The 24,587-nt window shown below is 71.4% G+C and carries 21 protein-coding genes and 1 pseudogene; 6 read left to right on the forward strand and 16 right to left on the reverse strand.

The window, feature by feature from the left end; translation table 11 throughout:
• Positions 1–36: 36 nt before the first annotated feature.
• The 3 genes from GA0070561_RS10135 to GA0070561_RS10145 all read right to left on the reverse strand — a co-directional run bounded on the left by GA0070561_RS10135 (position 37) and on the right by GA0070561_RS10145 (position 2,696).
• Positions 37–645: a bifunctional 4-hydroxy-2-oxoglutarate aldolase/2-dehydro-3-deoxy-phosphogluconate aldolase gene (locus GA0070561_RS10135; RefSeq protein ID WP_091400136.1), complete on the reverse strand. Its 609-nt coding sequence runs from the start codon at positions 643–645 to the stop codon at positions 37–39.
• 67 nt (positions 646–712) lie between these two features.
• Positions 713–1,738: a sugar kinase gene (locus GA0070561_RS10140; protein WP_091398785.1), complete on the reverse strand. Its 1,026-nt coding sequence runs from the start codon at positions 1,736–1,738 to the stop codon at positions 713–715.
• A 94-nt stretch (positions 1,739–1,832) separates the two neighbouring features.
• Positions 1,833–2,696, reverse strand: coding sequence for a S1 family peptidase (locus tag GA0070561_RS10145; RefSeq protein ID WP_091398788.1), 864 nt, complete (start codon positions 2,694–2,696; stop codon positions 1,833–1,835).
• Positions 2,697–2,868: 172 nt separating this feature from the next.
• Between GA0070561_RS10145 and GA0070561_RS10150 the strand changes: the two genes are divergently transcribed.
• The gene (locus tag GA0070561_RS10150; RefSeq protein ID WP_091398791.1) at positions 2,869–4,050 is read left to right on the forward strand and encodes a low temperature requirement protein A; all 1,182 of its coding nucleotides are present in this window, start codon (positions 2,869–2,871) and stop codon (positions 4,048–4,050) included.
• A 121-nt stretch (positions 4,051–4,171) separates the two neighbouring features.
• The gene (locus GA0070561_RS10155; protein ID WP_091398794.1) at positions 4,172–5,356 is read left to right on the forward strand and encodes a low temperature requirement protein A; all 1,185 of its coding nucleotides are present in this window, start codon (positions 4,172–4,174) and stop codon (positions 5,354–5,356) included.
• Positions 5,357–5,367: 11 nt separating this feature from the next.
• Here GA0070561_RS10155 and GA0070561_RS10160 read toward each other — a convergent pair whose 3' ends face one another.
• From GA0070561_RS10160 to GA0070561_RS10215, 13 genes are all read right to left on the reverse strand, one after another.
• Positions 5,368–5,940 carry a nucleosidase gene (locus GA0070561_RS10160; RefSeq protein WP_091398796.1) on the reverse strand — a complete coding sequence of 191 codons (573 nt, stop codon included), beginning with the start codon at positions 5,938–5,940 and terminating at the stop codon, positions 5,368–5,370.
• Between the two features lie 37 nt (positions 5,941–5,977).
• Complete coding sequence (locus tag GA0070561_RS10165; RefSeq protein ID WP_091398798.1) at positions 5,978–8,668, reverse strand: hsp70 family protein; 2,691 nt, start codon at positions 8,666–8,668, stop codon at positions 5,978–5,980.
• Positions 8,669–8,770: 102 nt separating this feature from the next.
• Positions 8,771–9,229, reverse strand: a complete 459-nt coding sequence (locus GA0070561_RS10170) for a GNAT family N-acetyltransferase (RefSeq protein WP_208603728.1) — start codon at positions 9,227–9,229, stop codon at positions 8,771–8,773.
• Positions 9,230–9,239: 10 nt separating this feature from the next.
• Positions 9,240–10,067: a TetR/AcrR family transcriptional regulator gene (locus GA0070561_RS10175; RefSeq protein WP_091398802.1), complete on the reverse strand. Its 828-nt coding sequence runs from the start codon at positions 10,065–10,067 to the stop codon at positions 9,240–9,242.
• A gap of 319 nt (positions 10,068–10,386) precedes the next feature.
• Positions 10,387–10,965, reverse strand: a complete 579-nt coding sequence (locus GA0070561_RS33005; RefSeq protein ID WP_208603729.1) for a hypothetical protein — start codon at positions 10,963–10,965, stop codon at positions 10,387–10,389.
• A 320-nt stretch (positions 10,966–11,285) separates the two neighbouring features.
• The gene (locus tag GA0070561_RS10180; protein WP_091398804.1) at positions 11,286–11,828 is read right to left on the reverse strand and encodes a DinB family protein; all 543 of its coding nucleotides are present in this window, start codon (positions 11,826–11,828) and stop codon (positions 11,286–11,288) included.
• A gap of 128 nt (positions 11,829–11,956) precedes the next feature.
• A complete protein-coding gene (locus GA0070561_RS10185; protein WP_091398806.1) occupies positions 11,957–12,676 on the reverse strand; it encodes a RibD family protein in 720 nt (239 codons plus the stop codon).
• Positions 12,673–13,365 carry a GTP cyclohydrolase II gene (locus tag GA0070561_RS10190; protein ID WP_091398808.1) on the reverse strand — a complete coding sequence of 231 codons (693 nt, stop codon included), beginning with the start codon at positions 13,363–13,365 and terminating at the stop codon, positions 12,673–12,675. Before GA0070561_RS10190 ends, GA0070561_RS10185 begins: the two co-directional genes overlap by 4 nt.
• A gap of 59 nt (positions 13,366–13,424) precedes the next feature.
• A complete protein-coding gene (locus GA0070561_RS10195) occupies positions 13,425–14,363 on the reverse strand; it encodes a lysylphosphatidylglycerol synthase transmembrane domain-containing protein (protein WP_091398809.1) in 939 nt (312 codons plus the stop codon).
• Positions 14,364–14,429: 66 nt separating this feature from the next.
• The gene (locus GA0070561_RS10200; RefSeq protein WP_091398810.1) at positions 14,430–15,248 is read right to left on the reverse strand and encodes a class I SAM-dependent methyltransferase; all 819 of its coding nucleotides are present in this window, start codon (positions 15,246–15,248) and stop codon (positions 14,430–14,432) included.
• A complete protein-coding gene (locus GA0070561_RS10205) occupies positions 15,245–16,294 on the reverse strand; it encodes a glycosyltransferase family 4 protein (protein WP_091398811.1) in 1,050 nt (349 codons plus the stop codon). Before GA0070561_RS10205 ends, GA0070561_RS10200 begins: the two co-directional genes overlap by 4 nt.
• A complete protein-coding gene (locus GA0070561_RS10210; RefSeq protein ID WP_091400138.1) occupies positions 16,291–16,689 on the reverse strand; it encodes a 6-pyruvoyl trahydropterin synthase family protein in 399 nt (132 codons plus the stop codon). The genes GA0070561_RS10205 and GA0070561_RS10210 overlap by 4 nt, the downstream gene beginning before the upstream one ends.
• A 2-nt stretch (positions 16,690–16,691) precedes the next feature.
• Positions 16,692–17,675 carry a zinc-dependent alcohol dehydrogenase gene (locus tag GA0070561_RS10215; RefSeq protein WP_091398812.1) on the reverse strand — a complete coding sequence of 328 codons (984 nt, stop codon included), beginning with the start codon at positions 17,673–17,675 and terminating at the stop codon, positions 16,692–16,694.
• Between the two features lie 417 nt (positions 17,676–18,092).
• Between GA0070561_RS10215 and GA0070561_RS10220 the strand changes: the two genes are divergently transcribed.
• From GA0070561_RS10220 to GA0070561_RS34155, 4 genes and pseudogenes are all read left to right on the forward strand, one after another.
• A complete protein-coding gene (locus GA0070561_RS10220) occupies positions 18,093–18,836 on the forward strand; it encodes an NAD(P)-dependent oxidoreductase (protein ID WP_091398814.1) in 744 nt (247 codons plus the stop codon).
• Positions 18,836–19,555 (forward strand): DUF4386 domain-containing protein, encoded by a 720-nt coding sequence (locus GA0070561_RS10225; RefSeq protein WP_091398816.1) that lies wholly within the window; start codon positions 18,836–18,838, stop codon positions 19,553–19,555. Before GA0070561_RS10220 ends, GA0070561_RS10225 begins: the two co-directional genes overlap by 1 nt.
• 165 nt (positions 19,556–19,720) lie before the next feature.
• Positions 19,721–21,091: pseudogene (locus GA0070561_RS34150) on the forward strand (choice-of-anchor A family protein); the annotation flags it as partial.
• Between the two features lie 111 nt (positions 21,092–21,202).
• On the forward strand, positions 21,203–24,580 hold the full coding sequence (locus GA0070561_RS34155; RefSeq protein WP_425255895.1) for a DUF7507 domain-containing protein: 3,378 nt from the start codon (positions 21,203–21,205) through the stop codon (positions 24,578–24,580).
• The last annotated feature ends 7 nt before the right edge of the window (positions 24,581–24,587 follow it).

Here is a 24,587-nt window from a genome sequence, read left to right on the forward strand (position 1 = left end):
GGGGCGGGGGCGGGGCGGGGCTGGGCGGGAGGGCGGCTAGGGGGTGGGGCGGGTCAGGGTGGCGAGGGCGTCCAGTTGGGTGGGGTCGGAGAGGGCGGAGCCGACGGCCACCACGCGTACGCCCGCTTGCAGGAACGCGCCGGCGTTGCCGGCGTCGAGGCCGCCGGTGGCGACGAAGCGCAACTGCGGCAGCGGGCCGGCGACGGCCTTGAACCAGGCCGGGCCGAGGGAGATAGCGGGGAACGCCTTGAGCCAGGTGAGGCCGTGCCGCAGTGCCTGCTGGGCCTCGGTCGGGGTGGCCACACCGGGCAGGTGCGGCAGGCCACGCGCGGCGGCGGCGTCGGCGACCGCGAGGTCCAGGCCGGGCGCGACGGTGAACCGGGCGCCCGCGTCGGCCGCCGCGGCGACCTGTTCGACGTCGAGCACGGTGCCGGCGCCGACGATCCGGTCGCGCTCGGCCCCCGCCTCGACGGCGGCCCGCAGAGCCGGCACCGCGTCGGCGGTGGCCACCGGAACCTCCACCACGTCGATGCCGAGATCCCAGGCACGCTCGGCGAGCCGAACGGTCTCGGCGACCGGCAGGCCGCGAAGGATCGCCATCACCCGGGCGCCGCCGAAGATGTGGTCGAAGTCCGGTGTGGTCATGGTGCACTCCATCCGAGGTCGCGGTGGGACTGTTGCTGCTGGTCGTGTCGTAACCCGCCGGCCCGACTCAGGTCGTCGCCCCCGGGTCGGTCAGGTCGAGCGGCGACCAGGCGTCGTCGGGGGCGTCGATGAGTTTCTCGAACCAGGCCCACGGCGGGACCGGGGCGTTGTCGCCGCTGCTGGTCAACGCCTGCGCCGCGACGAGGTGACCGAGGCGCAACCGCCGCACGGGGTCGAGGCCGCGTAGCAGCCCGGCCAGGTAGCCGGCGGCGAAGGCGTCTCCGGCGCCGACCGGCTCCACCACCGTCACCCGGGGCGCGGGCACGAAGACCGGTTCGGCGTCGCGGACCAGTGCGGTGGCGCCCACCGAGCCGTCCTTGACCACCACCGTCTCCGGATCGGGCAACAACTCGCGTACGGCCGTCGGGTCGGTGGTGCCCCAGAGGGTTTCCGCCTCGTCCTGCCCGACGAAGACGAGGTCGCAGCGGTTGGCGAGGTCGCGCAGCACCGGAGCGGCCTGCTCGGCGGACCACAGCCGGGCCCGGTGGTTGACGTCGAAACTGACCAACGCCTGCGCCAGCGGCCGGTCGGTCACCGCGTGCTCGACCAGCGCCCGGCAGGACGCGGAGAGCGCCGGGGTGATCCCGGACAGGTGCAGCACCCGGGCACCGGCCAGCGCCGGGTCGGCCAGCGTGGCGGGGTCCATCCGGGCGGCCGCCGACCCGGCCCGGTAGTAGTGCACGGCGGTCCCCTCCGGGCCCGGATCCTTGACGTACAGGCCGGTGGGGGCGGCCGGGTCCACGCACACCTGATCGACACGGACGCCGGCGGCGGCGACGTGCCGGACGACGGCCCGACCGAAGGGATCGTCGCCGACCCGGCTCACCCAGGTCGTCAGGTGTCCCAGGCGGGCCAGGTAACCGGCCACGTTGGACTCGGCTCCACCGACCGACACGGCGACCCGCTCGGCGCGCTCCAGCGGCTCACCCGGGGCGGGGCAGAGCACCACCATCGTCTCCCCCACCGCGGCCACCTCGATCGACGGAAGGCCGGCCGGGACACTCGCCTGGTCAGGTCGGGGGGCGGTCGGCATCGGGCACACGTCCTCGCGGCGGGGGTGCTGGGCGTCGCCGAGCCTAGGTGTCCCGCGCGGGGCGGGCAACCTGTCGCGCGTCACACCTCGACGCTCAGGGCAACGTCAACCCGTACGCGGCCAGCACCTCCGCGATCGGCTGGTAGTAGGTGGTGCCGCCGGCGGTGCAGTTGCCGGTGCCGCCGGAGAGGATGCCGAGGATGGTGCCGGTGGCGGCCACGTAGAGCGGTCCGCCGCTGTCCCCCGGCTCGGCGCAGATGTTGGTGCGGATCAGGCCGTAGATCACGCCGGTGGCGTAGTTGACGGTCTGGTTGAGACCGGTGACGGTGCCGCAGCGCACGCCGGTGGTGCTGCCGCTGCGGCACACCGCCTGACCGATGTACGCGTTGCCGGGGCCGTTGATGGTCAGCAGGCCGGGGTAGGTGTAGACCGCGCTCGGGTGGGCGATCCGGCCGGTGTAGCGGATCAGCCCGTAGTCGTTGGTGGGGTAGCTGGTGGCGGTGCGGGTGCCGAGCACTGTGGTCCGGGCGCTGTCGGCGTACCAGGTGGCGGCGGCGGTGGTGCAGTGCCCGGCGGTGATCACGTAATAGGTGCTGCCGCTGCGCGCGTTCGCGCCGAGCGAGCAGCGCGCGCCACCGCCGCCGTAGATGCCCTGCCCGCCGGCGATCAGGGGGCGCAGCGTTCCGGGTTCGCGGCGCAGCAGCACGCCGACCCGGTCGGTCACCGCCCGCAGTGCGGCCAGTTCGCTGGGGGCCACTGTGTCGTCGACGGTGAGGGTCATCCGGCCGGTGGCGGGGTCGAGACCCCAGGCGGTGCCCGCGGTGCGTACCCCGGTCAGCGTGGCCGCCGGGTCGGCGGCGGGCGCGGCGGCCCGGTCGGGGACGGCGGCCTGCGCCGCGCCGGGCGCGACGAGCAGCAGGGCGGTCAGGACGAGGGCGACCAGCGGGGAGCGGCGCATCCGAACCTCCGAAGAGATCGAGATTGATGGATGCGATAAAGCATCGCCCGGCGCCCGACGCCGTGGCAACCTCCAGCCGCCCTCTTCCCCGGCCGGCGGGAATCGCCGATCCGGGGACGGCCCGTGTCGGGGCCGCCGATAATTCCTCGGGAGACGCGGCGGGAGGCCAGGCATGACCACCAAAGGGAATGCGGCGCTGGTACGCCGGCTGGACCAGTCGACCCGGGCAACACTGCTGGAGTTGCTCTTCGACGTGGTCTTCGTGGCCGCCCTCGCACTGACATCGAAACTGCTGTCCGAAGAGCTCTCCTGGTCCGGCGGCGCCAAGCTGCTGCTGATGCTGACCGCCGTCTGGTGGACGTGGTCGGTCACCACGACAACGACCGAGTTCTACGATCCGCAGCAACGACCGATCCAGGCCATCCTGATGATCACCATGGTCGGTTCGGTGGGGATGGCGGCATCGCTGCCGATGGTCAGCATCGCGCACCTGATGCTCTTCGTGATCTCGTACGTCGGCACGCACGTGATTCGCTGCATCATCCTGGTCACCGCCCTGCACCGGCAGGGGCACCGGACGGCCAGGGAGCGGGCCACCCGGTTTCTCTTCTGGTTCACGGTGTCCGGCGTCTTCTGGGTCCTCGGCGCGCTGTCAGAGACTCCGAACTGGGGGCTCTGGACGATCGCCATAACGATCGACCTGGTCGCCGGGGCGGCCCGCTATCCCACACCCTGGCTGGGCCGGGTACCGCTCCCCCAGTACGGACGGACCACCGAGCACCTGGGCGAGCGGTACCAACAGTTCATCATCCTGGCCCTCGGCGACATCATCCTGTTGCCGACGCTGCAGGTCAGCCGGGGACATCTCGATCACCTCCGGCTCGCCTCCCTGCTCTGCGCCTTTGCCACCATGCTGCTGCTCTGGCAGATCTACGTCTTCCGCGCCGGCGAGTTGTTGGTGGCGGCCGGGTCCAAGGGGAGCCGGGCAACGCGACTGGCCCCGTTCACCCATCTGGTCATGCTGGCCGGCGTGGCCAGCACCGCCGCCGCCTTCGACCTGATCGTCACCAGGCCGACCGGAACGACGCCGGTGCCGTGGCTCGTGCTGATCATCACCGGCCCGACGCTGTTCGTGCTCGGCCGCGTCCTCTTCACCATGGCGGTGTCGTGGGTCGTGCCGTGGCGGCGAATTGCCTGGCAGCTCTTGCCGCTGCTGGTGCTGCCGTGGGCCGGCGGTTGGCCGCCGGTGCTGGTAGCCACGATCGTGGCGCTCGGGTTGGCCGGTCACATCCTGTTTCCCGGAGCGGCCCGGGAGACCACGCCGGGCCTGCGGCTGCGCCAACCCGACGACTGACCCGCGCTCGCCGTGGCAACCTCCGGCCGCCGCGCTTCCCCGATCGGCGGGAATCGCCGATCCGGGGACGGGCCGCGCCGGCACCGCCGATAATCCTCGGAGACACGGCGGGAGGCCGCGCATGACCACCGGAGGCACCGCGGCACTGGTACGCCGGCCGGACGGTTCGACGCGAGCCACACTGCTGGAGTTGCTCTTCGACGTGGTCTTCGTGGCCTCGCTCGCGCTGACCTCGACCCTGCTCGCGGAAGTCCACAACTGGTCCGGCGCCGCGATGGTCCTGCTGATGCTGACGGCGATCTGGTGGACCTGGTCGGTCACCTCCACCACCACCGAGTTCTACGACCCGCAGCAGCGCCCCATCCAGACCATCCTGATGGTCGCCATGGTCGGTTCGGTGGGGATGGCGGCGTCGTTGCCGATGGTCTCCGACGGGCACGCGATGGTTTTCGCGATCTCCTACGTCGCCACGCACGTGATCCGCGGCATCATCCTGGTCACGACGTTGTACCGGCAGCGACATCGGGCGGCCATGGTCCGGGCCGCCCGGTTCTTCTTCTGGTTCGTGGTGTCCGGCGTCTTCTGGATCACCGGCGCGGTGTCCGGCACGGTGAACTGGGCCCTCTGGACCATCGCCATCACGATCGACCTGCTTTCCGCCGCGGCCCGCTACCCCACGCCCTGGCTGGGCCGGGTGCCCTTCGACCAGTACGAGCGGACCACCGCGCATCTGGGCGAGCGGTACCAGCAGTTCGTCATTCTGGCTCTCGGCGACATCATCCTGGTGCCCACGCTGCAGGTCAGCCGGGGCCCGCTGGCCGGGCTCCGGGTCGCCGCGCTGTTCTGCGCGTTCGCCATCATGCTGCTGCTCTGGCAGGCCTACGTCTTCCGGGCCGGCGAGCTGCTGGAGGCTGCGGCCGGGCCGAAGTCGGGCCGGCCGGCGCGGGTGGCTCCATACACCCACCTGGTGATGCTGGTCGGGGTGGTCGCCACGGCGGCCTCGTTCGACAGGGTCGTCAGCCGGCCGACCGGCACCACGCCGGTGGGGTGGCTGTTACTGATCCTGGGCGGTCCCGCGCTGTTCGTGATCGGCCGCGCCCTGTTCACCCTGCTGGTGTCCATGCTCGTGCCGTGGCGGCGAATGCTCTGCCTCCCCCTGCCGCTGCTGACGCTGCCGTGGGCCGGCCGCTGGCCGCCGCTGCTGGTCACCACGGTCGTGGCGCTCACGCTGGCGGCGCACATCCTGATTCCCGGAGCGGCCCGGGAGACCACACCGGGCCTGCGGCTGCGGCAACCAGACGACTGACCCCTGCCTGTTCAGGCGAAGTGTCGAGCGGCCCACTCGGCGAGGTCGCGGGCGCACGCGTCCACCGACTCCTGCCAGGTCCGGGCCGCGCCCTCCCCCGCCTCGTCGCTGACCTGCTTGACCAGCCGGCACGGCACGCCGGCCTGCGCGGCGGCCCAGGCCACCGCGTACCCCTCCATGTCGACCAGGTCGGCGCGCTGCGCCAACCGGTCCCGCTCCACGTCGTCGGCCACGAAGGTGTCACCGGTGGCCAGCACCGCGCCCTCGGCGGCCAGCGACAGCGGCGCACCGTAGGTCTCGCCGGTGAGCGTGCGCAGCAGGTCGGTGTCCAGGTCGTGCTGGAGAACTGTGGCGACCTCGTGGATGCCGGCCCACCCGGGGCGCAACGCGCCCGCCGTACCCAGGTTGAGCAGCAGGGCGGGGCGCGGCCCGGCGGCCAGCACCGCGGCCACCGCGCTGGCGGCGTTCACCTTGCCCATGCCGGTGAGCAGGACCGGCAGCTCGGGCGGCAGGTAGCGGGCCTCCTCCCCCACGGCAAGGACCACCAACGGACGATCGGCGCGGACCGTGCCTCGAAGATTCACCGGAGCATCGTACGAGCCGACCGGTGGACCGTTGACGTCAGTCGTCGGTGAAGCGGTACAGCACGAAGTCCTTGTCCGCGCCACAGGCGATCACGTGGGTGTTCCACGAGCAGGACGAGCTGCGCACGTCCTTCAGCTCACCCAACTCGTCGACCTCCCCGGACTCGGCCCACACCCCGGCCACCACCCGGTTGTCCGCGACCACGCTGGGTGCCTTGGCGAAGACCAGCAGGTTGCCCGCGTCGAGACGGACCGCCACCCCGCCCCGGTCGCGCAGCACCGGCTTGCCGGCGGCGTCGAAGACGGTGACGATCGGCTCCGGGAACTCCCGCTGGGCGAGCACCTGCTCACCCAACGCAACCAGGCCGGTCACGCCCGGCGCCGACCAGCTGATCATGCGCTCACCCTCGGTGGCCGCCACCACCTCGGTGCGCGCGACGTCATTGTTCGGCACCTGCAACAGGCAGGCCCGCCGCTCACCGCAGGCGATGAGCTCCTTCGGGCGGTACTCGTCGTTCCCGGACCGGTGCAGCACCACCGGCTCGGCGTCGGAACCCAGGTCGTACGCGAGCAGCTGGTAGCCACCCTCGTTGGCGGCCACGTACAGGCGGTCCTCGTGGGCGACCACCAGGTCGTCGAGGTCGGCGACGCTCCCCCACTGGCGCAGCACCGCGCCGGATGCCATGTCGATCAGCCGCACCGACCGGTCCGCACCCACCTGGACGAGTCGCCGCCCCTTGCTCGTCCACGGGTTGCGGGGCGTGCCGTCGAGGAAGGCCGGTCCGCCCGCCGCCGCGTCGGTGCCGACCGGCCGGACCACGGTACGGCCACCGGCGTACTGGCCGCGGGGGTTGGGCTGCCTCCACTTCGCCGAGCCGTTGGTCAGGCGCAGGCCGACCAGTTCGTCAGCGGCCCGGTCCACCAGCACCGCTGTGTCGTCGGCGAAGTAGACGTCGTCGTTACCACGGAGAACACGCTGCCAGCGCTGCTCGCCGTTACGGCCGTCGAGGACGGCAAGCGGTCGGGGGGTGCTGTCGCCCGGTGCGTCGGCGAGGACCGCGACCCCACCGGGGATGGCGATGATCGCTTCCCAGTCGTCGGCCCGCACGTCGGTCTGTTTGCGCCACAGCGTGTCGCCGGTGCTGGCGTCGACGGCCACCACCTCCAGGCGGTCGTCCGGCAGCGGGAACGCGAGGTAGGCCCGGTCGTCGAGCACCGCCGTCCACATGTCGACCGGCCGTTCGGCGCCGGCCGACGGCCGGGACAGCTCGCGCAGCGAGTCGAACTTCAGATCCGGGTAGCGGTCCCGGGTCAGGTAGAGCGTCGCCGCGGTGGCCACCCCGGCCAGGGCCAGCACCGCGCCGAGCACCACCCAGCGCGCCCGCCGCCAGCCTGTCGCGCCGTCCGGCGGGGTCGGGCTGACGCCGGCCAGGCCCGGCCCGGGGGGCGGGCCCGCCGGCGGGGTGGATCCCGGCCAGGGCTGCGACGGTACGACCGGCGCGGGGGCTCCGGCTGGGGCGGGTGGGCTCACCGGAGCCGGCGCGGGTGGTGCGAGCGGCGCTCCCGCGTACGCCGGGGCGGGCAGCGGCTTGCGCAGCGGCAGGTCGGTCAGGGCACCCTCGGCCACCGGCAACTCCGGCTGATCCAGCACCGTCGGCGCGATCCCCAGCTCGGCGTGCAGCATGCGGGCCACCAGCGGGATTCGTGACGACCCGCCCACCAGGAACAGCCCGTCGAGCTGGTCGGGGCGCAGCCCGGCGGCGGCGATGACCTCCCGGGCCCGCTGCACCGCCCGTCGCAGCAGCGGCGTGGCCACCCGCTCGACGTCCGCCCGGGTCAGCTGGATCGTCTCGGCCACTCCCGGCACCGCGACCGGGGCGACCGCAGACCGGGACAGGGTCTCCTTCGCACCTCGTACCTCGTCCCAGAGCCGGACCTGGTCGCGGCGCTGGGCCGGATCCGCCGGTCGGGTGAGCCGGGCCCACTGCGCGGCGTGCCGCTCACCGACCAACTCGCCGACCCGCCGCACCAGCGCGGCGTCGAGGTCCAGACCGCCCAGGTCGGGCAGGCCACCGTCGGCGACCACGCTGAAGCCGGAGTCACCCCAGGGGTCCGCACCCTCGTTGCGCAGCACCGCGACGTCGAGCGTCCCGCCACCGAAGTCGAAGACCGCGATCGCCCCACCGACCGGCACCGGACGGTGCAGCACCTGCGTGTAGTAGCGGGCGGCGGCCACCGGCTCCCGCAGCAGCCGGGTGCCTGGCGGCGTCGGCCCGGCGAGAGTGTGCTCGACCGCCTGCGGCCAGCCCGCCCTCAGCAGCGCGTCGGCGAGGACCTGCCGCCGCGTCGCGTCCCAGGCGGCCGGGCAGGTGACCACGGCCGGCGGCAGGAAACCCACAGCGCCCACCGCCGCCCGGCCTACCGCCGCCAGTACCGCGGCGAGCAGGTCGGCCGGCGGGTACGCACGGTCACCGAGCTGCACGGTCGGCTCGTCCACCCGACGCTTCGGGTTCGCCTCGAACCGGGCGGGGTCGGCCTGCGCCAACCGGCGGGCGTCCCAGCCGGTGTGCAGGGTGCCGTCCGGGTCGGCGTAGACGGCGGACGGACTGAGCGGTTGACCGTCCATCAGCAGCGGACGGGTCCGCCCGTCCGGCCAGCGCAGCACCGCGACCGTGTTGGACGTACCGAGGTCGATGCCGAGAGCGAAACCCTCGTGCTGGCCTGCCATTGTTCGGTACCTCCGCCGCGACGAGGGGAACTCGACCCCGCATCGTACGCAGGCCCCGCCGCACTGCTGATCACTCGGTCCGGGGTGGTCGGTGGCGTCCGGTCAGTGGGTGGAGTGGACGCCCACCACCTCGTCCTCGCTGGTCTCCCCGGTCAGCTGGAACCCGAGTTTCAGGTAGAACTGCTCCGGGCCGTCCGGCCCCGGCTTCCACGTCGTGTAGACGCGGTCGTGCCCCCGTCGGCGGGCCTCGTCGCGGACGGCCTGTACCGCGAAGCGGCCGTACCCCCGGCCCTGGTGCTCGGCGGCGATGTTCAGCCGCCACAGCCCCGAGCGCCTGTCGTCCGGTTGGGCCGGATCCCACACGATGTCGAAGAAGCCCATCAGGAAGCCGACGATCTCGTCATCCTCGACGAGCAGACGCGGCCACGCGATCTCGGGCTGCGCGTACGCCTCGGCGAGGGACCAGGCGACCGGAGACGAGAACTTCTCCTGGTCGGGCCGCACGCTCACCCGGCACGCGGCCTCCACATTGTCCTGAGTGACTTTCACCAGTCGCGGCACGCCGAACACCCTACCGAGCGGGTCTGCGCAACAGGCCGTCGAGCAGCCCGCGCAGGCCGAACTGGAACCAGGTGTCCAGGTCGGTGTCGGGTCTGGTCTGCCCGGCAGCGGCCAGCCACTGTCGGTCCCGGGTACGGCCGGTCCGCTCCAGCCGGGTGCGGGTCGCCGACCACCAGGCGTGGTAGGTGGTGTCCCCGGGGTCACGCCGGATGAGCAGGGCCATCCCCTGGATGTAGCCGCTGAGCGCCAGATAGGCGCGGAACGCCTCGGCCGGGTCGTACCCGGCGCTGGTGAACGCCGCGACCACCCGGTCGACCATGGCGAGTACCGCCGGCCCGGTCGGCGGCCGGTCGGTGGCGAGGATGGCCAGCAGCCAGGGATGGCGGCGGTACATCGCCCACTCGTCCCCGGCCAACCGTTCGAGCCGTTGGCGCGGATCACGCGGTTGTGGCGCGGTGCCGGTCGGGCTGGTGGCGGTCGGGCTGGTGGCGGTGACCTGCTCGGCCATCGCGGCGAGGAGGTCGGCCCGGTTCCGGACGTGCCGGTACACGGCGTGGGCGGGCAGGCCGCCGCGTTGGGCGAGGACCCGCAGGGAGACGGCGTCCAGCCCCCCGGCGTCCGCCAGGTCGACCGCGAGGGCGACCAACCGGTGGCGCGGGTCGCCGCCGGTCGGCGCGGGCAGGTCCCGAATCCGACGCGGGGTGCTGGTGGGGCCGTGCTCGCGACGCCTGCGGTACGCGCGAGCCTGGCAGCGTCGGGAGCAGTAGCGGCGCGGGCGCCCCCGGCCGGCGCCGACGGGCAGGTCCGCCTCGCACTCGACACACCGGGCACTGAGCACGCCGCCTCCGGCTTCGTCACGGCACTCCGTGTGGAAAGTACTGCACGTGCCCGACCGGCGGCGACAGGATCGGGGGCATGAATCCCGCCCAGCCGCAGAGATCTGCTCCGCGTCGGCGCAGTCGCCTCCGCCCACCCGGGAGCCGACGGACCTGCACAGCGGTGCTGTTTGACAGAGACACGGCGAGCTTTCGTTTCTCATCAGTCAAGGACGACGTACTGAGGTTGCGCAAAGGCTCATCCAGACAAGCACGACTACCGCTCACCCTTGGAAGGTAAGCGGTAGCAGCGCTGTATCAGCTAGAGCAAGGCCGACCCGTTCAGCAGGGCTTGACCTTGTAGACGGGCGTCCAGTTGTAACTGGTGCTGCTGGAGTAGGCGCCAGGCGTCGAGTAAATCACGCCACCGGAAGCATTGATGAATTTGGCAACCGTGCCTCTGGTTTGATTGTTACGCCAGGAGCCGTAACCAGTCCAAGGCATATTGTAGGTTCCGCAGTTGTACCATTCAAGCGTGTCGCCGGAGAAACCAGTGGAACGGAACGCGCAGAACCAGCCATTGTACTGACCATCTAAGCACCGACTGGCAAGGGCCACACTGGTCGGGGCGTTGACAAAATCTCTCGGGTGCGCCTCGCCGGGGACAGCGACCTTGAGCACGCCATTATCGATCTCGATCTCGTTGAGCGAGATTTGCTTCCCGCCAGTCTTCTGAAGGTACGCGTCAACCTTCTCCTGGAGAGTTTCCGCCTGCCGTTCAGAGAGTTTTCCAGCCCGTGCCTGGTTTGCGAATGAGTTACCATCTAATTTGCTGCTTGACTCGGCATGAGCGGGCGCCGCGCCGATCACTGAAACAGTAATCATCATGGCCAGAGCAGTTAAGACACTTCGAACTCGCAAGACAGTCTCCCCGATTTAGAAATGGACAACGGGCTGTGCAACAAAGCAGGCGATGCATTACGCATCTCCATGCACGAATTTCTATCATGTCGGAGGCGATCTAAGCAAGGACCAAGCAGCGGGAAGAAATGACTCAGCGTAGTTTTGCAGAGCCAGCGGCGCTGAAATCGAGGAAGACAGCACCGAAGATGTCAGATGTACGCAAGGAATCAGTCATCGGGAAGGTCCCACGTCTCGTGTCTAGCGAGGACTTACCACTTTTGCGCCATTGGCTTCTGCTCCGCCCGAGACCCCGCCATCCCTCCTCTGGCGCCCCGGCGTCAGGCCGGGCCGTATCGATCGGCCCCTGCGGCGCGGAGCAGCCGGAGCTGACCGATCTCCGCGACGTTCTTCATCAGCTCCGAGTTGACCCAACCGATCGTGTGCGTGACGGTGTGGTCGGTCCCGTCCGGCCAGGGGAACGTCGCGATGCGGTCGAGGTCACTGTCGCCGAGCTGGTCGAGCAGACCCAGCCATTCGGTGCGCAGGCCCCGCAGCCAGGCGACGCTGGGCTCGCCCGCACCCGGCCAGACGACGGCCGTGCGCTGCCGCGCTGATCCACCCCGGAGATGGTCCATCGCCACGGTCCACCACCAGCCGACGTGCCAGGTGAGCCAGCCGATCGTCGGCACCGGGACCGGGTCGGGTTCGGTGTCGGCCCAGTCCGGGATCCAGGTGCCGTCGGTGCTCTGCCGCACCGACCAGCAGTGGTCGGCCGGCTCCCAGAGGAAATCCCCGGGTTCGAGTCGCTCAAGGTGGTACTCGAACAGCGACCACGTCAGGTCGAACTGCCAGCGCAGCAAAGCCAGGCTCGGTACGGACATCCGGAAATCCTGTCCGACCCAACCCCCGCCGTCCACGAAATAACCCCACCCACCCACCCGGTCGGGGTGATCATGAGGTTGGCGGGTTCTGCGGAGATCGAATCACCCGCCAACCTCATGATCAACCGTTAGCTGCGGGCGGGGTCGGTGGGGCAGAGGTCGGAGAGGGCGTAGCGGAGCAGGACCACGTCGCCGATCTGGCGGGCCTCGGCCAGGCGGGCTCGGCGACCCGGGTGCCAGGGGAAGCGACCCTCGCCGACGAAGCGGGGCGCCCGGCCGTCACCGACGAAGAACGGGGCGACCACCAGGTGCAGTTCGTCGGCGAGACCGGCGGCGAGGAACTGGGCGTGCACCCTCCCGCCGCCCTCCACCATCAGCCGCTGTACGCCCCGGGCGGCCAGGTCGGTCAGCAGCCACCCCGGGTCGACGGGCTCACCCGCGTCGATCACGGTGGCCAGTCGGCCGACCCGCTCCTCGGTCTTCTCCAGCGCGCCGGTGGCGCAGTAGACGAGCCGGGCCGAATCACCGGCGGTGAAGAAGCGGGCGGTCGGGTCGAGGTCGCCCTGGGCGGTCAGGGTGACCTTGGTGGGCGACGCCGCCCGACCGGCCGCCACCCGCTCGGCCCGGCGGCTCGGGGAGCGCACCAGCAGCCGAGGGTCGTCCCGTCGGACGGTGCCGGCGCCGACCAGAATGGCATCGCAGCTGGCCCGGACCGCGTCCACGCGGTCCAGGTCCTCCTCGTTGGACAGCAGTAACCGCTGCTCGGAGGCGTCGTCGATGTACCCGTCGATGGAGGCGGCACAACTCAGCAGCACGTACGGCCGCGTCGGCCCCGGCCGCCAGCTCATCGGGAGACGGGCCGCTCAGGAGCACGGCCCGCGAGCGCATCCGCCGCCTCGGCCGCCTCGACCTCCGCCGCCTTGGCCGCCTTCGCCGCCAGGTAGTCGGCGTTGGCCGGCGAAAGGAAGACGCTGGTGAGCACCCGTTCGGCCACGTCCACACCCAGCCGGGTCAACTGCTCGGCCTTGTCCGGGTTGCTGCTCAGCAGTCGGACCCGCGGCACGCCCAACGTGGCCAGCATCTGCGCGGCGGCGGTGTAGTCCCGCTCGTCCTCGCCGCGGCCCAACGCGACGTTGGCCTGGTAGGTGTCCAACCCGGCGTCCTGCAACGCGTACGCGTCCAGCTTGGCGTACAGGCCGATGCCACGGCCCTCCTGCCGCAGGTAGAGCAGGAAACCACCGGTCTCGGCGATCCGCTGCACCGCCTCGCGCAGTTGCGGGCCGCAGTCGCAGCGTTCGCTGCCGAACACGTCGCCGGTCAGGCACTCGCTGTGCGGACGAACCAGCGGGGCTTCTCCCCCGACGGCGAGCCGGTCCAGGGCGCCGGCCCAGTCGCCGAGGCCGAGGGCCAGGTGCTCCCGACCGTCCACCAGGCCCTTGAAGGTGAACACCCGGGCGGTCGTGGTGTAGCCGTCTGGGAACGCCAGCGGCACCGTGACCTGCGTGCGGATCGTGGCAACCGGCAATGCTTCGGGCATGGGACTCCTTTGTCCGGCGCCACCGCCCTCCGGCGACGCGTACCGTCTCACAACCGACTTCAACAGCCGCCGCCGGAGGTCGCTTCCCGGGCGGCGACCGGAATTCGACGCCGACGGGCCAGCAACACGGCGGCGCCGGGCAGGCTGGCCACCAACACCAGTGCACCGTAGACGGTGGCGGTGGCGACACCCTCGGCCGCGCTGAGACCGGCCGCGCCGAACACCCACGCCGCCACCCCCTCACGCGGCCCGAAGCCGGCCACGTTCAACGGTAGGCCCATGGCGAGCAGGGCGAGCAGCGTCAACGGCAGCAGTCGGGACAGCGGGGCGTCCGATCCGGCGGTGCGCGCCGCCACCAGGAAGGTGGCCAGGTGGCCGGCGACCATCACGGCCGAGGCGACCAGCACACCGAACCAGGTGCGCCGCGCCAGCAGCCCCGACCGTACGTCCGCCACGGCCGTACGCAGTGCCGTCGCCCAGCGCGACCCGCCACCGTTCGGGAGGACCCGGGCCAACAACACGATGACCAGCCCGCCGGCGACGAGGATCGCGGCGGCGACCGGCAGGTACGGCCGTACCGGGGACGGGAAGGCGGCGAGCACCACCAGCGCAACCCCGACCAGGACCACCTGGCCGGCGGCACGCTCCCAGACCACCGCGCGGATGCCCCGGCTCACGTCACCGGCGTCGCGGCCGTGACGTACCGCCCGGTGCACGTCGCCGAGCACCCCGCCGGGCAGTGTGGCGTTGAGGAACACGGCCCGGTAGCAGTGCGCCACCGCGGTCGCCAGCGGCAGGCGTACGCCGAGTCCGCCGGCCACCAGGCTCCACCGCCACGCCGCGCAGACCGTGGTGAGCACCCCGATGGCCAGCGCCGCAGCCAACGCTGACGCGTCGATCAGTCGTACTCCGGCGAGGAACGGGCCGCTGCCCACCTGCCACAGCAGGACGGCGAGCAGACCCACCCCGCCGACCACTCGTGCCCAGGCCCAGAACATCGGCGCCGGCCTCCCCTTTGAAGATCGTCCACTTGCCCTAGTGCACGTACCCAGGGCGTGAACGGTTCATCCACCGGCGAGGAGGTCAGTGTGTTCGACCAGCACGGTGAGTCGGCCGGCCGCCGCGTCGGCCAACCGGCGGCGGGCGTACGCCTGGGTGGGCCCGGCCAGGTCCGGGCGCTGCTCGCAGGCGGCCCCGAGCCATCCTCGGAACCATTCGGCGGTCAGCTCGGCCTGCTCCGGGCCGAGACGCCACGGGCTGGGCCGTTCCCGCACGTCGACGCCGCGCCGGGCGAACGCGGCGGCGGTGGCGGCGACGGCATCCGGGCCGAGCAGCCGCCGACCCTCGACGGTACGCCGCTGGTGGTCGTTGAACGCGGCCTCGACCGCCTCGTCGAGCGGGTCGGCCGGGCTGAACCGGACCCGCCCGGTCACCGAGATGGCGAACAGGGCTGGTCGGCCGACGCAGGCGGCCGCCACCCGTTCGACCTCCTCCACGGTGAGCATGTCCAGCAGCGCGGACGCGGTGACCAGGGAACCGTCGGCGAGGTCGGCGGCGGTCAGCCGGGTGAGGTCGCCGCAGCGGGTGTGGACGGTGACCGGGGCGCCGTCGGCGGCGGTCACACCCCTCATGCCGTCGGCGGCCCGGGCCAGCAGGTCGGCGTCCCGATCGTGCAGCACCCAGTGCTGTGGTCCGGCTAGCCGGGCGGCCAGCCAACGACTCATCGAGCCGGTGCCGCTACCCAGGTCGTGGATCACCGTCGGGGCGTCCCCGGTCAGCCGGGCCCGGACGGCATCCAGCAGGTCCTCGGCGCGCGCCGCCGCGTCGGCCGGCTCACGCAACCGCAGCCAGTCGGCGAACGGCAGGGTCTCCTCGGCGGTCATTCCGCCACCTCCTTCAGCACGCCGGCCAGCAACGCGGTGGTCACCGGCCAGTCGGTCAGGGTGTCGCGCCGGGCGAGAGCGGCACGCCGCAGTTGGTCCCGCAGGTGGTCGTCGCCCAACCACCAGCTCAGCGCGCCGGCCAGGGCGGCCGGGTCGTCCGGTGGAACGAGCAACCCTGGCAGGTCACCATCGGGGGTACGCCCGAGCGCCTCCGGCACGCCGCCCACCCTGGTGGCCAGCACCGGCAGGCCGCGCGCCAGCGCCTCGGTGACGACCATGCCGTACGTCTCGCCTCTGGACGGCAGCACGAGCAGGTCGGCGTCGGCGTACGCGGCGTCGAGCGCCGCACCGGTCAGCGGCCCGGCCAGCCGGACCCGGTCGGCGAGGCCCGCGCCGGCGAGCCGGTCGCGCAGCCGGTGCACCAGCTCGGGCTCCCGAGCCAGCGTGCCGACGCAGACCAGCGTCCACGGCGCCTCGGGCAGCACCGTCAACGCGTCGACCAGCACGTCATGACCCTTGTGGCGGGTGACCGCGGCCACGCAGAGCAGCCGGCCGCCGGTGGCCGATCCGGGGGGTATCGGCGGCGCGGGCGTCACCCCCGGTTGCGCGACCCGGACGCGGTCGGGACGCAGCGGGTGGCGCAGCAGCAGGCGGCGACGGGTCCACTCGCTGGTGGTGACGACGGCCCGAGCGGCGGCCAACGCCCGGCCTTCCGCCTCGTCGTCCAGCGGCATGTGCACCAGGACTACCAGGCGCAGCCGACGGGCGTGCGGGACGAGCAGGTCCGGCACGGTCGAGGCGATCAGGCCGTCGACCAGCACCACGGCGCCGTCGGGCGCGGCGGCGAGCACCCCACCCAGCGCCGCCCGGTCGGCCGGGTCGGGGTGCGGCCACGCGCCGGGCACCGGATGCTCGTGCACCGACCAGCCGCGCTCGCCCAGCCCCGCGCAGATCCGCCGGTCGTAGGAGTTGCCGCCGCTGGGCGTGGCCGGATCGTCGATGTCACCGGGCAGGACGACGTGCACCGCCCGGCCCGCATCGGTCACAACGACCGCTCGTAGCTCGCCCAGGCGATGTGCGACTCGTGCAGGGTGACGGTGATGCCGGCCAGGTCGCGCGCCCCCGCGCCCAGCTCACCGACGTGCACCCGCTCGACCAGCCGGTCCGCGACCGTACGGGCCAGCACCTCCGTGGTGGTGTTCACCCCGGCGAAGGCCGCCTCGTCGTCGAGGTTGCGGTAGGTCAGCTCGCTCAGCACGGCCCGCAGCTGCTCGGTGGCCAGGCCGATGTCCACCACGATCCCGTCGGCGTCCAGGTCGGGCCGGCGGAACGTCGCGTCCACCACGAACGTCGCGCCGTGCAGCCGTTGGGCGGGCCCGAACACCTCGCCTCGGAAACTGTGGGCGATCATCATGTGGTCCCGAACGGTCACGCTGAACACGGTCACTCTCCGTCTTCGTAGGTGATGAGGTGGCAGAGCGCGGGCAGGTCGCCCGAGGTCAGTCTGGCGAGCACGTCGGGCAGCTCCGCGAAGCGCGACGCGCCAGTGATCAACGCGTCGAAGGCCGGGTCGTCGAGCAGGTCCAGGGCGAGCGCCAGCCGGTCGGCGTAACTGCGCCGTCCCCGTCGGGCGGGTGCCACCATGCCGACCTGGCTGCTGCGCACGCTGAGTCGACCGGAGTGGAACGCGCCGCCCAGTGACACCTGCACCGGGCGGTCGCCGTACCAGCTCAGCTCGATGACTGTGCCCTCCGGGGCGAGCAGGTCCAGCGACTGTTGCAGGCCGGCGGCGGTGGCGCTGGCGTGCACGACCAGGTCCCGGTCACCGCGGGCGTCGGCCGGGTTGGCGAAGTCGACGCCGAGGGCCCCGGCCACGCCAGCCCTGCGCGAGTCGGTGTCGACCAACTCGACGTGCACGCCGGGGAACCGGGCCAGCAGCGCCGCGACGCAGCAGCCCACCATGCCCGCGCCGATCACGGTGACCCGGTCACCGACCAGCGGAGCCGCGTCCCACAGCGCGTTGACGGCGGTCTCCACAGTGCCGGCGAGCACCGCTCGAGCGGCCGGCACCCCCTCCGGCACCGGTACCACCGCACTCACCGGCACGATGTACGCGCTCTGGTGCGGGTGCAGGCAGAACACCGTCCGCCCGAGCAGTTCCGGCGGGCCCTGCTCGACCACGCCGACGCTGAGGTAGCCGTACTTCACCGGGCCGGGGAACTCGCCCTCCTGAAACGGCGCGCGCATCGAGGCGTACTGGTCGGCGGGCACCCGGCCGGCGAACACCAGCGTCTCGGTGCCCCGGCTGACCCCGGAGTAGCGGGCCCGGACCAGCACCTCGTCGGGGCCCGGGGCGGTCAGCGACACCGGCTGGATCTCGGCCACGCCGGGTTCGCGCACCCAGCAGGCGTACGCCTCGCGGATCACCGTCGCGCACCTCAGCTCTGCTCCGGGCCGAATCGATCGGCCGTGTCGGTCCCCGGTCAGGGGGTTGTCGATCATAAACACGGAAGTTCGGTGCGCACAGTTCGAAGTAATCTGGTGCTCGGGCGGGGACCGACTGGCCGGGCTGGGCGGTGCGGGATGCTGGGCCGGTCCTCGACACTGCTCCGCAGCCCGGCGGCCGACGTTCGGAAATCAGGACGGAATCGGCGTTTTCTTGTCTGCATCCAGTTAGCACCGACCATTCCGCCGTTGCTGTTCCACCGCTTTGCGCGTACGGTCCAGATCGAGTGGCCAGCCGTACCGCTAATCCGCTTGACCTGGCCAGAATCCCTTCACGCGGCTCCAGTTTGTGCCTTTTCGTCATTCGCCGATCCAGTAGGCAAGAAGAAGAGAAGAGCCATGGAAACCGCACAGGTAGGCAATGGCGCCGGACAACCCACCAAGCCGAAGATCTGCATTGTCGGTGCCTCTGGAAAGCTCGGGCGGTACATGGTGCGGCACGCGCTTGACCGCGACTACGAGGTCGTCGGCGTATGCCGAGAGGGCAGCGTGGGAAAGCTCGACGCGTTCAAGGGCCGCATCACCGTCATTCCGGGAGCGACAAACGACCGCGACGTCATCGGCCGCGCGGTTGCCGGGTGCGACGGGGTGTTGACCGTGCTGGTGCCGCGCGGGGTCAACCACTATTCGGCTGGCACAGCCCAGGCCGTGCTCGACCACGCACGTCCCGGAGCACGCCTCGTGTTCTCCTGCGGATGGCACATCACCCAGGACGGCCGAGACGTGTACTCCTGGAAGCTGAGGGCGCTCGTGAAGGTGGCCGGGCCACTGGCGAAACTCGCTCGTTTCGCGGACCTCGACGATCAGGTGGATGCCTGCCGTCGCGTGTTCGACAGCGACACCCGATGGACCGTCGTCCGAGGCAGCGACCTGGAAGAGGGCGACAGCCAGGGTCTCCCGGTCTGGAGTAGGCACGTGGGCGACCCCATCCTTGAGAGCAACCGCACCCGTCGAGTGGACTTCGCCCTGTTCATGGTCGACGCTCTCAGCGACGACGAGCTCGTTCACGAGGCACCGGCGATTGTCGGCCGGCAGACGCCTTCGGCGCTCGCACACCCCGGGGCGGGACGCGGGGGCTCGTGATGAGCCCGCTACGCAAGACCGCGCTCACAGCAGGCCTGCTGCACCTCCTCACCTTTGTCTCGATCCCGATCCTCGGTCTGTACGCGACAGTGCTCGATCCCGAGTCCGTCGTCGGCCCGGGATCCGAGACGGGTGTGGCCTGGGGCGGTGTCCTGGAGATGGTGGTGGCCCTCGCCTGCATCGGGACCGCGGTCGTGCTGTACCCGGTCGTCAAACGGCAGAACGAGGCACTGGCGTTGGGCTTCGCCGGCGTCCGGGTCCTGGAGGCGGCCACCATCATCGGCGGCATCGTCCTCATGATGTCGCTCGTGACCGTGCGGCAGGCCGGACCTGACCCGGAGGCGCAGGCCACCGGTGAGGCCCTGATCGCCCTGCACGACTGGACGTTCCTGACCGGGCAGGGTTTCCTGCCGGCGGTGAACGCTCTCCTCCTGGGCCCACTGCTGTACCAGTCCCGCCTCGTGCCGCGGGTCCTTCCCGTGCTCGGGTTCGTCGGAGCCCTCCTGCTCACCGTCACCTTCGTCGCCACGATGTTCGGTTTCTGGGCACAGGTGTCGCCTGCGTCGGCCCTGCTGACCATGCCGATCGCCCTGTGGGAGTTGTCGCTGGGCATCTGGCTGGTCGTCAGGGGCTTCCGGCCCTCCCCCATCACCGGTGGCCTGGCCGCCGACCCCTCGCCCGGCAGCGGCGTCCCGCTCCACTCGGGGCAGAGCCGCTGACGGTCGGCACGGACGGCTCCTACCGTTCCGGCTGCGGGTCGGCGCACCGTCGAGGTGCGAGTCAGCGGCGTCGCCGGTGGACCATCGGGCAAACGGACAAAAGCGTCAGAACCTAACAAATGGCTCGGTACGCTCCCCTGGCACATTCGAACCAACGGGGGCGTGATGAGGATTTCGTGGTGGGGTAGCCGCAGGTCACGGGCGGCGGCGCTGTCCGCCGTCGCGGGCGTGCTGGCGGTAAACGGTCTGCTGGTGCCGGCGCCTACCGCGCCCGCCCCGATCAGGCCGACGCTTGTCGCCGTCGACGAGGCCATCGGACCGGTCGACCCGGTCGCCGAGGCGCTGAGCTTCGGCGTGATGACCGAGGGCAACGCCACGGTGAACAACGACGAGAACGAGGGAACCCTCGCCGTCGGCGGTGATCTCACCTTCGGCAACTACCAGCTCGCCGGGGCGACCGCCGGATCGTTCGTGGTGCCCGGCGACGCCAACCCCAGCGCCCTGGTCGTGGGTGGACGGGTCAACTTCGCCGGCAGCGTCGGCGGCACCCGCCTCCAAGTGCTCTCCAACGGCTACGCCAAGGTCGGCAACCTGACCGGCACCTTCGTCCGTAACACCGACAACAACGGCGCCCAGGTCAACACCCGGATCCTGCCGACGAACGACTACGACGCTTCACCCCGGGTGGAGCTGGTCACCCGGCAGCCGGTACCCAGCGTCGGGCCGACCTCGCCGATCAACTTCGCCGGTGCGTTCGCCGCCTTCCGGGATACCACCGCCGGCCTGGCCACCTGCGACAACACGGTGGTGCTGCGGACGCCGAACGGTGACGTGCTGCCCCGACCGATCCCACCGGGCAGCAACGCCGTCGTCACGTTGACCCCGGGCGTGACGAACGTGCTCAACCTGACCGCCGCCGACCTGGCCAACATCCAGATCCTGACCTTCGCCGGCCAGCCGACCGCCGACACCCCGCTGCTGGTCAACGTGGACACCAGCGGCGTGGGCAACACCTTCGCCTGGACCGCCCCGAACTTCGCCGGGATCGGCGGACCGCAGGCGCGCTACATCCTGTTCAACTTCCCGACCGCCACCGCGCTCACCCTCACCCCGAACGCCGCCACCGTCGAGGGCACCATCTACGCCCCCAACGCCAGCCTCACCGACCTCTCCTCCAGCAACACCGAGGGCAGCGTCATCACCCGTACGCTGGACCACCGCGGCGGCGAGATCCACTACTTCCCGTTCAGCACCACCCTGTCCTGCGCGGGCGCCACCCCGGCCGACATCGCCCTGGTCAAGTCGTCCACCACCACGCTGATCACCAGCGTCGGTCAGCAGGTGCCGTACTCGTTCCACGTGGTCAACACCGGGGGCGTCCCACTGACCACCATCTCGGTCACCGACGTGCAGACCCCGCCGTCGTCGAACGCCAACCTCGGCCCGATCACCTGCGCCGCCACCACCCTCGCTCCCGGGGCACAGACCGCCTGCACGGCCACCTACACCGTCACCCAGGCCGACCTCGACAACAACGGCGTCACCAACGTCGCCACCGCACAGGGCAACCCACCCACGGGTCCACCTGTCGTCTCCGAACCGAGCACCCTGACCATCCCGGCCCAGGGGCTCGCCGCCGCCGTCACGGTGGTGAAGTCGTCCACCACCACGTCGATCACGTCGGTCGGGCAGCAGGTGCCGTACCGGTTCCTGCTCGCCAACACCGGCGGTTTGACCCTGAGCAACGTGGCCGTCACCGACGTGCAGACCCCGCCGTCGTCGAACGCCAACCTCGGCCCGATCACCTGCGCGGCCACCACCCTCGCGCCAGGCGCGACCACCATCTGCACCGCCACCTACACGGTCACCCAGGCCGACCTGGACAACGACGGCGTCACCAACGTCGCCACCGCGCGGGGCACCCCGCCCGGCGGCGGTACGCCGGTCACCTCGCCGCCGTCGACGCTTACCGTCCCCGCAGCCGGGCTGACCCCATCGATCGCGGTGACGAAGACCTCCACCACCGCGTCCATCACCGCAGTTGGGCAGCAGGTGCCGTACTCGTTCCACGTCGTCAACAACGGCGGGCTCACCCTGACCGCCATCAACGTCACCGACGTGCAGGCACCGCCCTCGTCGAACGCGAACCTCGGCCCGATCACCTGCGCCGCCACCACCCTCGCGCCCGGCGCACGCACCGCGTGCACCGCCACCTACACCGTCACCCAGGCCGACCTCGACAACGACGGGGTCACCAACACCGCCACCGCACACGGCACCCCGCCCGGCGGTGGCGCCCCGGTGAACTCGCCGCCCTCGACCCTGATGCTGCCGGAAACCGGCCTGGTCGCCTCGATCGCGGTCGTGAAGACCTCCACGACCAATGTGATCAGCACCGTCGGGCAGCAGGTGCCGTACTCGTTCCACGTCGTCAACAACGGCGGGCTGACCCTGACCAACGTCGGCGTCACCGACGTGCAGGCACCGCCCTCGTCGAACGCGAACCTCGGCCCGATCACCTGCGCCGCCACCACCCTCGCGCCCGGCGCGCAGACGGCGTGCACCGCCACCTACACGGTCAGCCAGGCCGACCTGGACATCGGCTTCGTACGCGACACCGCGACCGCGCAGGGCACCCCGCCCGGTGGCGGAACGCCCGTCCAATCGGGGCCGTCGACGTTGACGATCCCGAGCGGTGACGTCTTCCCGGCCATCTCACTGATCAAGTCGTCCACCACCGCGGCCATCAGCTCGGTGGGCCAACAGGTGCCCTACAGCTTCCTGGTCGCCAACACCGGCGGCGTCACCCTGAACAACGTCAACATCACCGACGTACAGGACCCGCCGTCGTCGAACGCGAACCTCGGCCCGATCACCTGCCCACAGACCACCCTCGCGCCCGGTGCGACCACCGTCTGCGCCGCGACGTACACCGTCACCCAGGCCGACCTGGACCATGACGAGCTGACCGACATCGCCACCGCGCACGGCACCCCGACGGGGACCGAGGAGCCGGTGGACTCGGACCAGGTCGTGCTGACCATTCCGGCGGCCGACGTCACACCGTCGATCTCGGTGGTGAAATCGTCCACCACCACATCCATCACCTCGGCCGGGCAGCCGGTGCCCTACCAGTTCCTCGTCGTCAACAACGGCGGCGTGACGCTGACCAACGTCAACGTCAACGTCACCGACGCACAGACCCCGCCCTCGTCGAACGCGAACCTCGGCCCGATCACCTGCCCACAGACCACCCTCGCGCCCGGCCAGGCGACAGCCTGCACCGCCACCTACACCGTCACTCAGGCCGACCTCGACAACAACGCGGTTACCGACGTCGCCACCGCACACGGCACACCTCCGGACAGTGAGACGCCGGTCGACTCACCGCCGTCCACGCTGACGATCCCGGAGTCTGGGCTGGTCGCCGCGATCTCAGTGGTCAAGGTCTCCGAGGTCACCTCGATCGGTGCGGTCGGGCAGCAGGTGCCCTACCGGTTCCACGTGGTCAACACCGGGGGACTCACCCTGACCAACGTCAACGTCACCGACGTGCAGGCACCGCCCTCGTCGAACGCGAACCTCGGCCCGATCACCTGCGCCACCGCCACACTCGCACCGGGTGAGTCCACGGCGTGCACCGCCACCTACACCGTCACCCAGGCGGACCTGGACAACGACGGGGTCACCGACACGGCCACCGCACACGGCACACCGCCGGGTAGCCAGACGCCGGTGAGTTCGCCGCCCTCGACGCTGACCATTCCGGAGGGCGGGCTCGTCGCTGGCATCGACGTGATCAAGTCGTCGACCACTGTCACGATCACCGCACCCGGCCAGCAGGTGCCCTACACCTTCCTGGTCGTCAACACCGGCGGCTTCACCCTCACGAACGTGACCGTCAACGACACCGTGCTGCCGCCGTCCCCGCGCGGCGAACTCGGCGAAATCACCTGCGGTCCGCAGGACACCCCGAACGGTGAGGTGACGCTGTCGCCAGGCGCGTCCATCCAGTGTCGGGCGACCTACACGGTGACCGCGGAGGACTTCACCGGCTCGTCGCTGCGCAACGTCGCCACGGCCACCGGTACGCCCCCGTTCGGGCCGCCGCCGGTCTCACCACCGTCGCCGGTGGACATCCCGATCCCGCACCCGGCGATCACCATCACCAAGTCGGTGACGCCCACAGTGGTGTCCGCCGCCGGTGACGTGGTCACGTACCGGTTCGTGGTGAGCAACACCGGCACCACAGCGCTCAGCGCGGTGACTGTCGACGAGACCGACTTCTCCGGCACCGGAACGCCCGGGACGATCACCTGCGGCACCCCGCCGGTCGCCAGCGGCGCGGTCACCCTGGCCGCCGGGACGAGCACCACCTGCACATCGACCTACGCGGTCACCGCTGCGGACATCGAGGCCGGTCGGATCACCAACTCGGCCATCGCGGCCGGCACGCCACCGACCATCCCCGGGCAGGACCCACCCGCACCGGTACGCTCCGCGCCGGCCTCGGCCGAGGTCACGGCCACCCGGGGCGCGGCGATCACTGTGGTGAAGTCGAGCAGCACCGACAAGATCGTCCGACCGGGGCAGCACGTGCCGTTCCAGTTCGTGGTCACCAACACCGGTCAGGTGCCGCTGACCGGCGTGACGATCACCGACGCCCTGACCGCGCCGGCCTCGGCGGCCAACCTCGGCCCGATCACCTGCGGTCCGGAGCGGACCCCGAACGGCGCCGTCACCCTCGCGGCCGGCGCCACCGTGACCTGCACGGCGACGTACACGGTCAGCAAGGCCGACTACCACCACGGGTCGCTGCGCAACACCGCGACGGCGACCGGCACTCCGCCGGACGGCCCGGCGCCGGTCTCACCCGAGTCCACCATCACCATCCCGGTGAAGGGCAAGCTCCCGGTGACCGGTTCGTCGTTCCCGGCCGGGCTCTGGATGGGTGCCGGCGTGCTGGCGGTGCTCCTGGGCGCGGCGCTGCTGCTGGTCGTCCGGCAGCGCAGGATCCGCGCCTAGCGCGGGG

The sequence above is a fragment of the Micromonospora saelicesensis genome, assembly GCF_900091575.1.
Lineage (GTDB): Bacteria > Actinomycetota > Actinomycetes > Mycobacteriales > Micromonosporaceae > Micromonospora > Micromonospora saelicesensis.